This is a genomic window from Burkholderia sp. BDU5, from assembly GCF_001522845.1.
Taxonomy (GTDB): domain Bacteria; phylum Pseudomonadota; class Gammaproteobacteria; order Burkholderiales; family Burkholderiaceae; genus Burkholderia; species Burkholderia mayonis.
In genome coordinates, this window is the sequence record NZ_LOWC01000080.1 from 1 (window position 1) to 2571 (window position 2571).

The following is a 2571-nucleotide window of genomic DNA, read 5'->3' on the forward strand; positions in this document are numbered from 1 at the left end:
GACGACGGCCAGGTCGTCGACCTCTGGGTGTCGAAGCGCTACGCGCGCACGCCGGGTGTGCGCATCGAGGCGATCGAGTTGAATTTGAAGTCAGCATAAGGAGCGGGGCCTTGAAAGCAAAAAGCAAACTCACCATCAACGCGATGATCGGGGCCATGAAGCCCGGCATCCGCTATTCGGCGCACGACCTCGCACGCCGCTTGAAGCATCCCGTTTCGTCGGTGCGGCAGCTGCTGTCGCTCGACGTCGCGCTCGCGCGGCTCGACTGCCATTCGGAGAGCCGCGGGCGGATGTACTCGCTTGCAGGCACGAGCCGCTCGCCGGGCACGCACGTCGACACGCGCATCCGGCCGGACTTCACGAGCAACCTGTCGGGCTACATGGCCGAGCTCAACACGCGCCAGGCGCTGGCGATGATGACGCGGGGTGTGCGATGAGCGATGTCGTCGAGTTCAAGTCGGCGTTCGACGCGGTGCGCTTCGCGCTCTGCTACTCGTCGCAGCAGTACGGCGAGACGATGATGGCGAAGCGGCTGCGCGGCGAGTCGATCGGCACGGGCATGGGTCTGGTCGGGCTCGACGGCGCCGGGCAGGCCGGGGAGATCCGCCGGCATCTCTGGGAGCTGCCCGATCTGCACCTGTCCGTGCTCGTCGCGCGCGCGGCGCCGCGCGACCTGCCGTGCTCCTGCGGCGCAGCGTGCTGCAGCGGCCGGACGCCGAATCTCGAGTGGCAGGCGGCGGTCGGCTGGCTCATTCGGGCGTCGGCCGCCTACTGTTCGGGGTTCTCCCACTACCGCGTGCGGCGCGCGATCATCGAGCGTCTGTTCGGGGTGAAGTGCGACCTGGTTGACATAGCCGAGGAGTGCGATGCGCACGTGAACACGGTCAGCAAGCACAACTCCGCGGTGCGGAAGTGGATTGAGGGGGACAAGAAAGCCAACGAGGTCGGCGTCGAGGGGCTCGCTTGGTCGGTGATCGAACGACGGTTCAGCGAGCTAGGGTTGCTGCAGGAACGATCAACCGCTTGACAATGTGTGTTTGGCACACAATAATCCGCCATATTCGATACACGTCATACGTGCGTCCGGAGAAACGAAGCCCGCGAAAGCGGGCTTCGGCGTTTCTGGCGTCCGTTTCCGGTAAGATCTTCGTGCGGGTGGGACCGCGAAAGGAGATCAGATGCTTCAGAACGGACATTACAAAGTCGACTTCGGCGCATCGCTGCCTGGGGTGGGTGGCCGCGTGAAGCTGGACGATGGCGTCATCACCGGGGGCGACGACCAGTATCGCTACGAGGGCACTTACGATGTCGTCGGGACGCAGGTTACTGCGCGGTTGACGATTTCGGCACATGCGCCGAATGCGGTTTCAGTCTTCGGGACACCGGGTGGTCAGTTCTGGTTGAATTTGACCGGACAAGTTCAGCCGGGCGGATTCACGCTTACTGGGCCTTCGCCGTTTGGTGGTCCTGGTATCGTCGTCACCGGTCGCCATCTTCCGACCATAAACTTAGGCCAGTTCTGAGAACCTTCGAGCTGTTCCAAGCCCGCTGAGTCGACAAGCCAGCGGGCTTTTTCGTTGTGGTGTGCCGCGCTATACTCGACTCGGCCTTAGCTGCGCCGGCGGGAAAGACGCAGCGAGGTGATCAGCCAGCGCGCCGAAAGGTGCAGACGGGTTTCCGCCGCCCTGCTGGCACCAGACATAGTGAGCCCGCCGAGCGAAATCCGGCGGGCGATGTTTGCACCGACGCCGTCAGTTAGGAACGAAGCCGATAGGATTCGGCGGAACAACAGGGCTGGTCAACTTCGTCAGAAGTACGGACGCCTGCGTGAAATGTTGAACGAGCCTCGCGGCACTGCCATCCTCTGTCACGCCATCAAAGCGGATGAACTGCCCCGTGACGGCGATCTCGGTGATCTGAATCGTTACTTCCTTGCCGAACGAGGCGAGCATCGCACCGACCGCCTCGCCGGCAGTCAAGGTAGCCTCGAACGCTTTGATCTCCTTGATCAAAGTTTTGAATGCCAACTCGCTGGGCGAGGTCGTCACTATGAACGGGCTCGGCTCATACGACGGGATCGAGTCCGGATCCGTGTTTAACGAAGATCTGCTCATAACTTTTCCTTCAAATGTGATGCGGCCATTCCGCATCTGGATTCTACGGTATGGCACGGCGCACAAATCTCGCCGAGATTGCGTCAAAAATGTCGAGCGCGCGGCCGATGCCCCCAGTGATTCTGTTCGGCGACTCGAACTGGACCCGGCGCATCGTGCCGGCCGACGGCGTCGCCGAGTGGGTCACCGAGACGGTCCTGCGCGAGGGCGCGCCACTGCACAACCCTGATCACGCGCATCTGGTCGACGCGGATGTCGCCTACCTCTGGGCGGCCGTCGAGAATGTGCGCCAGATGCGCCGCGTCGTCGGCCAGTGCGAAGAGGTGACGATCCGAGCCGGCGGCTGGCAGCGCGCCCGGCAGGAACAGCAGTACCTCGAATGGTTCGGCCGCGTGCCGGCCTTCCTGATCACGCTCGACGCGCACTACGCGCGCGAGTGCAACGACCTGCAGTGGTG

The 2571-nt window shown here is 63.2% G+C and carries 5 protein-coding genes; 4 read left to right on the forward strand and 1 reads right to left on the reverse strand.

The annotated features are described in order from the left end of the window. The first annotated feature begins 110 nt into the window (after window positions 1-110). The 3 genes from WS69_RS14165 to WS69_RS14175 all read left to right on the forward strand — a co-directional run bounded on the left by WS69_RS14165 (window position 111) and on the right by WS69_RS14175 (window position 1523). Complete coding sequence (locus WS69_RS14165) at window positions 111-437, forward strand: hypothetical protein (protein ID WP_059471387.1); 327 nt, start codon at window positions 111-113, stop codon at window positions 435-437. Continuing rightward, window positions 434-1027, forward strand: coding sequence for a hypothetical protein (locus tag WS69_RS14170; RefSeq protein WP_059471388.1), 594 nt, complete (start codon window positions 434-436; stop codon window positions 1025-1027). The genes WS69_RS14165 and WS69_RS14170 overlap by 4 nt, the downstream gene beginning before the upstream one ends. Before the next feature lie 151 nt (window positions 1028-1178). After that, window positions 1179-1523 (forward strand): GrlR family regulatory protein, encoded by a 345-nt coding sequence (locus WS69_RS14175; protein WP_059471389.1) that lies wholly within the window; start codon window positions 1179-1181, stop codon window positions 1521-1523. A gap of 228 nt (window positions 1524-1751) precedes the next feature. Here the strand turns inward: WS69_RS14175 and WS69_RS14180 are convergent, their stop codons facing one another. Beyond that, window positions 1752-2114 carry a DUF6173 family protein gene (locus WS69_RS14180; protein WP_059471390.1) on the reverse strand — a complete coding sequence of 121 codons (363 nt, stop codon included), beginning with the start codon at window positions 2112-2114 and terminating at the stop codon, window positions 1752-1754. Window positions 2115-2221: 107 nt separating this feature from the next. Between WS69_RS14180 and WS69_RS14185 the strand changes: the two genes are divergently transcribed. Beyond that, window positions 2222-2571: putative metallopeptidase (locus WS69_RS14185; RefSeq protein WP_269434745.1), on the forward strand; the 350-nt coding region annotated here is incomplete at its 3' end.